This window comes from Alistipes sp. UBA1686 (assembly GCF_002320215.1).
GTDB lineage: Bacteria > Bacteroidota > Bacteroidia > Bacteroidales > Rikenellaceae > Alistipes > Alistipes onderdonkii.
In genome coordinates, this window is record NZ_DCKA01000017.1 from 1 (window position 1) to 6,376 (window position 6,376).

At 56.1% G+C, this 6,376-nt stretch carries 7 protein-coding genes; 2 read left to right on the top strand and 5 right to left on the bottom strand.

Translation table 11 applies throughout. The features are described from left to right. The first annotated feature begins 55 nt into the window (after positions 1-55). On the top strand, positions 56-994 hold the full coding sequence (locus B3C38_RS07985) for a hypothetical protein (protein WP_141405538.1): 939 nt from the start codon (positions 56-58) through the stop codon (positions 992-994). Between the two features lie 244 nt (positions 995-1,238). On the opposite strand, the gene B3C38_RS07990 is transcribed toward B3C38_RS07985, so the two are convergent. The 3 genes from B3C38_RS07990 to rpmI form a co-directional block, all read right to left on the bottom strand. Next, positions 1,239-2,483 (bottom strand): MFS transporter, encoded by a 1,245-nt coding sequence (locus B3C38_RS07990; protein ID WP_286726584.1) that lies wholly within the window; start codon positions 2,481-2,483, stop codon positions 1,239-1,241. A gap of 72 nt (positions 2,484-2,555) precedes the next feature. Further along, on the bottom strand, positions 2,556-2,900 hold the full coding sequence (gene rplT / locus B3C38_RS07995; protein WP_022333332.1) for a 50S ribosomal protein L20: 345 nt from the start codon (positions 2,898-2,900) through the stop codon (positions 2,556-2,558). A 91-nt stretch (positions 2,901-2,991) separates the two neighbouring features. Continuing rightward, positions 2,992-3,186 (bottom strand): 50S ribosomal protein L35, encoded by a 195-nt coding sequence (gene rpmI, locus B3C38_RS08000; RefSeq protein WP_022333333.1) that lies wholly within the window; start codon positions 3,184-3,186, stop codon positions 2,992-2,994. A 217-nt stretch (positions 3,187-3,403) separates the two neighbouring features. Between rpmI and B3C38_RS08005 the strand changes: the two genes are divergently transcribed. Further along, positions 3,404-4,072 (top strand): MgtC/SapB family protein, encoded by a 669-nt coding sequence (locus B3C38_RS08005; protein ID WP_286726586.1) that lies wholly within the window; start codon positions 3,404-3,406, stop codon positions 4,070-4,072. Here the strand turns inward: B3C38_RS08005 and B3C38_RS08010 are convergent. Together B3C38_RS08010 and B3C38_RS08015 are read right to left on the bottom strand one after the other, a co-directional pair. Further along, complete coding sequence (locus tag B3C38_RS08010) at positions 4,050-5,138, bottom strand: acyltransferase family protein (RefSeq protein ID WP_286726587.1); 1,089 nt, start codon at positions 5,136-5,138, stop codon at positions 4,050-4,052. The genes B3C38_RS08005 and B3C38_RS08010 overlap by 23 nt on opposite strands. A gap of 3 nt (positions 5,139-5,141) precedes the next feature. Next, positions 5,142-5,774 carry a YiiX/YebB-like N1pC/P60 family cysteine hydrolase gene (locus B3C38_RS08015; RefSeq protein WP_022333337.1) on the bottom strand — a complete coding sequence of 211 codons (633 nt, stop codon included), beginning with the start codon at positions 5,772-5,774 and terminating at the stop codon, positions 5,142-5,144. Positions 5,775-6,376: the final 602 nt, after the last annotated feature.

Sequence of the window (6,376 nt, forward strand, 5' to 3'; positions counted from 1 at the left end):
TACAAATGAATTTGGCGATTATAATAGGAATAAAGTATTATTAAAATTGTATATGATGAAAAAATTTTTGTTTGTGGCGGCGGCGGTAGTAGCGTCGATGGTTTTCACCGGGTGTATCAACGAGGACGACACCTATAAGAAGTTGCAACCTGTTGAGAAGGGGATCAACATCTACAACTGGACATCCAGCCAGTATTCCATGGCGACCGAGCAGGCCAACATCGGTCTGCGTATGGCGATGCTTGTGGCCGAAGCCCACAAGCAGGGGGTGGATAACTTCGAGGATGTGAAAATCGAAGGCATCTCCATCAAGGGCAAGTTGCTCGGCACCTCTTCGAAGATCGAAAAGACGACCACTGGCTACAAAATCACTTTCAATCCTGCATATATGGACATGGACGGCTATTCGCGCGAGGGCGCCGTGCTGATCGACACGGGCGGGGCCCCGCTGCTCGAAGATGCCGTGGCCGGAAAGGTCTGGTCGGTGACGTTCGACGAAAAACTGGTGCTGGTTGCCACCAACGGCAATACGTCGGTAAAGGCTTCGCTGGTGGGCGGTTCCACGCAGCTCTACAACGATGAAAACGGAGCCTATGCGATCAGCATTGCGAATCAGGCCTGCTACCTCGATTCGGGCAGCAATTTTACCTCGAATTGGGGCGGCCGTATGACGTTGAAGCCCCATAACATGAATTTCACCTATTCGGATTGCATGGGCGAGAAGTTCGTCGTGAACACGACGGGTGCAATTTACGGCCCTTCGTTCTATACGATGGACAATGCAACGTCTCTGGAGCTGAGCATGACGCTGACGGATGTCGAGTATTACACGAGGTCGAGCATCCGCGAAGGTAAGTTCGAGGCGATGATGACCGGCGGGTACGATTTTACGGCCTTCCCCTCTCCGAAAGTGACGGTGAAATATGCCGTAAGTGCCGACGGCAAGAAATTGCTGACGACGATCGAATATGCAGGAAATACGGTGACGATCTAATTTTGATTGTAAAAAGTAAATGCGGTGCGAATTTTCGCACCGCATTTTTATTTTCCGGGCGGTCTGTTATCTTGGAGGTGTGTTTGCTGGATGGGGTTGTTTGTCGGGGACTTGCTTCGGTGATGTTTCGTAGGCGGTGGCTCCGGTGCTGCCCGGTCGTACCAGGGGGCGTTTTGCCGGGAGGTTGCTCCGGGGTAACCCGGATACGTGGTTGCTTTCTGTCGTTCCGTGCCCTGCCCGGGATTTATTTCCCGTCCGTTGCCTTTGTCTGGAGCTCCGCGCTTTTTGACTGCCTGTCGAGCCGCATGACCGAGGGGATGCAGAAAGCCGCGAGCCCGAGCGTGCAGATCACCAGCCCCGCGATGACGAATGTCGTGGTGAGCCCGACCTGTTCGGCCAGGAACCCAGTGCCGAGCAGTCCGATAGCCGACGGAAGCAGCCCGAAGCTGTAATAGAGCGACATCACGCGCCCCAGGACACCCGCGTCGATGCGGGTCTGTACGACCGAGACGAATGACGAATTGAAAACGCTGCTGGTAATGCCCTCGATGGCCGATAGTACTGCGAACCAGACGAACGCCGTGGGCGGCAGCAGCCCCGAGATGGTGAACGACATGCCGATGGTCAGGTACATCAGGTTCACCAGGACGATGCGGTTTACCCGGTAGACGCGTGCGCCCATGATGGCGCCGCCGATAAGCGCTCCGCCGCCCCATACGATCTCGATGAGACTCATGTCGTAGGTGTTGCCGCCGAAATGCTGCAGCGTCATCAGCGGAAACATTACCCCGACGGGCATGATGAAAAACCAGACGAGGATGGCCAGCGTGAAGAACCAACCCATGCCCGGTACGGCGTGCATGGCACTGAACCCTTCGCGGAACTCCCGCCAGAGATTAGGTTTGAGCGTGCCCCGCACGGGATTGGGGATGCGTACGAACAGCAGCGAGGTGCAGGCGATGATGGCGCCCGCGACGTCCAGAAGCAGGATATTGCCGATGCCCGTGAAGCTGATGAGCACGGCTCCCAATGCCGGGCCGATGATGTTCGACAGCGAATTGATGATCTGGTTGACACCCGCCACCCGGGTCAGCTGGGCTTCGGGAGCCAGCAGCGGCACGGAAGCCTGCATCGAGGGGGTATGGAAGGCCGATCCCACCGAGCGGCAGGCCAGCAGGATGTAGATATGCCACATCTGCGCCACGTCGAACCAGAAAAGCACGGCCAGGATAAGCGTGCAGAACGCGATGAAGCTGTCGGCCAGGATCATCGTGCGTTTGCGATCCCATCGGTCGACGTAGACCCCGACGACCGGGCCCAGCAGCGACTGGGGCAGCGTACCCGCGATCGCGGCCAGTGCCAGTACCTCGGCCGAACCGGTCTCGATGCTCATCCAGAAGATGATCGCATAGCCGACGACCGAGCTGCTGAGGATCGAGGCGAGCTGCCCGCTCCAGATGATCCCGAATGTCTTTTTCCAGTTTTCCATGCTTGTTTCGCGGTGATGCCAAAAAGGCGGACACCGAGGTGTCCGCCGCTGCAAACCCTTCCGTGAAAGGGTTTATTTAACTGCTTTAACTATTGCCTCGAATGCTTTTGGCTCGTTCATCGCCAGGTCGGCCAGAACCTTGCGGTTCAGTGCGATGCCCTTGGCGTTGAGTTTGCCGATAAATTGTGAATAGGTCATTCCCTGTGCGCGGACTGCTGCGTTGATACGCATGATCCACAGCGAGCGGAATGTCCGCTTTTTGAGCTGGCGGTGTGCATATGCATACTGCAAACCCTTTTCGACCGTGTTTTTCGCAACGGTCCAAACATTTCCCCTTGAACCAAAGTTACCTTTGGCAAGTTTCAAAACTTTTTTTCTACGTGCGCGTGATGCAACGGCGTTGACTGAACGTGGCATACTTGTAAAGTTTTTGAAGAGCTGTCAGCGACGCGGTTCTCCCGCGTTCTTTGGGGCTGATTCGCTCCGGTTAATAACTTCCGCAGGTCGATTACTTGACCAGCAGGTTCTTGATTTTGGCCTCGTCGACCGCAGAAACCGTACCCGAGTAGCAGAGGTTACGTTTCTGTTTAGTCGTCTTTTTGGTCAGGATGTGACTGTGATAAGCGTGTTTGCGCTTGATCTTTCCTGTGCCGGTGAAGGTAAAACGCTTCTTCGCAGCGGCATTGGTTTTCATTTTCGGCATTGTCGTAAATAGTTAATTAGTTAAACTTAGCTTGCAAAGATAACAAAAATTCGGCATACCGCAATCGCGGGGCTGAAAAATCTCCCTCTTTTTATTCCCGTTGCGCAATTATTGCAGGGAAACGCCGGGGGCTGTCTGCCGCCTGTGCCCCAGGTCGGTTTGCCGATCCCGATAATTTTCCGTATATTTGAATAGGTAAATCAAAAACCGCAGGACGATGGAGATGGAGTGGAATTTTATCATACGCTTGTGCGTGGCGGGCCTTTGCGGTACGGTGATCGGCCTCGACCGCGAATACCGGGTCAAGGATGCGGGTTTCCGCACCCATTTCCTGGTTGCGCTGGGCAGCGCGCTGATGATGATCGTGTCGCAGTACGGTTTTGCCGACATCCTGACGCATACAGGCGTGGGGCTCGACCCCAGCCGTATCGCTGCACAGGTGGTGAGCGGCATCGGCTTCATCGGCGCCGGTACGATCATCATCCACCGGCAGCTGGTGCGCGGGCTTACGACGGCGGCGAGCCTTTGGGCCACGGCGGGCATCGGGCTTGCGGCCGGGGCGCACATGTATATCGTGGCGGCTGCGGCTACTCTGCTGACGCTCTTCGCGCTGGAAGTGCTCACACTCGTGTTCGGGGGATTGGGGCGCCGCAGGACGATGGTGGTCTTTTCGGCTGCGAGCCGGGCTGCGGTCGACGACATGTTCAACGAGTTGCAGAGCCGCGAATATGCCGTGATCTCCTATGAGGTCGAGGCGCAGCGCGGCGCAGACGGCATCGTCTACCGGGCCACCCTGGTCATCCGTGCCAAGGGAAATGCCGACGAAGACCGCTATATCGACCTGCTGCGCGAGAATCCCGACATTACCGTCGAACGGATCGTCTGAGCCGGTCGTACAGCACGCAGAAACCCAGTGGCACGGCAATCCCGGCCAAGGTATAGGGTATCCACCACCAGGGCGACCCCGTGGGGATGACCGGGTGGCAGGCCAGGTAGCGGGGCGGGTAGTCGCAAACCCACATCTGAAAGAGTATCAGCAGTTTGAATGCGGGGATGTGCCACAGCATGATCGCCATGGTGTGTCGTCCCGTATAGTCCAGCATACGTGTCAACGGGTTGCCGTATGCCGTGAGGCGGCTTGCAGCAGTGACGAGCATGTAGCATCCTGTGCACACCAGCACGACGAAGAGCACCGGGTTGCCGAAAAGTCTCCCGCCAAGGTTGATGCGGCAGCCTGCGGCTGCCGCCGCGAGCAGGATGACCAGGCAGAGCGTTGCGATGCGCCCGTCCAGCGGGAGCCGCGCGCGGAAGATGCGGAAGAGTTTTCCGAGGTAGATTATCCCCGTGATGGCGAATGTCCGGACGGCGATCCACTCGCCCGGAATGCCCGACGGATGGCGGGCGAGCAGCATGGCGACCGTAAACAGGAACAGGATGGAGCCCCCGCGCAGCCGTTCCGCCACGGTCGGCGTCGGGGCGAGTTTGCGGGTTGCCAGCGTGATGCAGAAAAAGAGCATCAGCCCGAGGAACAGCCCTTGCAGAAACCAGAAGGGCGCCTGCATCTGCTCGTGGTGCAGGAACAGGAATACCCGGCCCAGCGTCCGGAGCAGCTCCGGGGTGTCGTAGGGCAGGATGGCCTCCCGGGCGGAGAAGTCATAGGCGATCAGGTGCCACTCGAGAAATCGGTTGTGCAGCAGCACGAAGAGCGTGCCCAGGACGACGTAGGGCAGGTAGAGGCGTCGGAGCTTGCGGCCTATGAAACGCCCCGGGGCGGCGGTCTGTCCGTCGTCGAAGAAATAGCCCGCGACGAAAAAGAAGACGGCCGTGTTGAAATAGTAGGTGAAGGTTTCCAGCGGTGTCAGGATCGCGGCGTGTGAAATCACCACCGCTACGATGCCGAGGGCCTTGACGATCGAGAACGCCGTGTCATGGTGGTGTGTGCCGGTGCCCATCGGTCAGAAATAACGGTGCACTTCTTCGAGGAGCTCCTCGCGTGCCATGTCGTTGGGGTTCGTGCCGGGCAGCCCTTCGGGAACCTGCTCGCCCAGTTGGTCGAACAGGTCGGCCCAGAATTGCGGCAGGGTTCCGTCCGCGGCGCGGAAGTTCATCGGCCGCGCCGTGAAAAGCGGGGTGCCGTTTTCGGCGCGGTAGCTTTCCCACACCAGTTCGCTGCAATAGAGTTTCTCCCTTCCGGGCCGGAACGAATAATCGTAGGGGACTCCGAGGAAGCTGCGCGCACGGCGGACGGCAGCCGCGATGCCGGCCGTGTCCTTCAACCGCATGGCAACTACTGCCGGCCGGCCGCCGATTTTTGCGGAGCGTCCGAGAAATTCCTCCAATAGCGTGAGCCGGACGCCGCCGTCGGTCGTGGCTTCGAGCACCGAATCCGCCCCGTTGCCTGTGACGGCGATCCCCACGTGGGAGAAATTCAGCGGCCCTTCTTCGCCCGTCGCCGCCGTGATCGCCCCGGTCATCTCCGTGTTTTTTCCGGCCTGGAAGAGCAGGTCGCCCGTGTGCAGGCGATCGCGGTTTTGGCCGCAGGAAATGGCCAGCAGAAGCATACCTATATATATTAAAGCCTGTTTCATAGTCTCCGCTGTTCGTTTTTGCAAATATATTAAAAATTTTTCACAACTAACTCGCTGACCGATAGCCGTGTGTAAAAAAGGTGGTGAAATTGTCGAAAAAAAGTCCCGGAATTATTTGGAAATAACTCCGGAATGCCCTTATCTTTGCATCCGCTTCGAGAGAGAAATACTGCTCCGGGGCGGAAAAAACAGGTTCTGAAAAATTTTGAAAAAAGTTCCAAAATCTTTTGGAGATTCGGAAAAATGACTTACCTTTGCACCCGCTTCGAATAAGAAATACGGTTCGAAACGATAAGAAAAAAGGTTCTGAAAATTTCTGAAAAAATCTTTCGAAAAGATTTGGTGGTTTCAAAAAGATGACTTATCTTTGCACCACTTTCCGCTGAAAAATCAGCGGTCGGAACAACGGGAAAAGCCGCAAGGACAGACCCGGCAAAAAGAAAGAAATTGTTCTTTATAGCAATATATTTGAACAGCGTTCTTTGAAGTATTTGAGCAGCTAAAAGTTTTCCACTCTCGCGAGAGAGTGAATTTCAAACAATACCTTTGAGATTAGAGCTAAAGATTTAAAACAAAACATTTTATACAATGGAGAGTTTGAT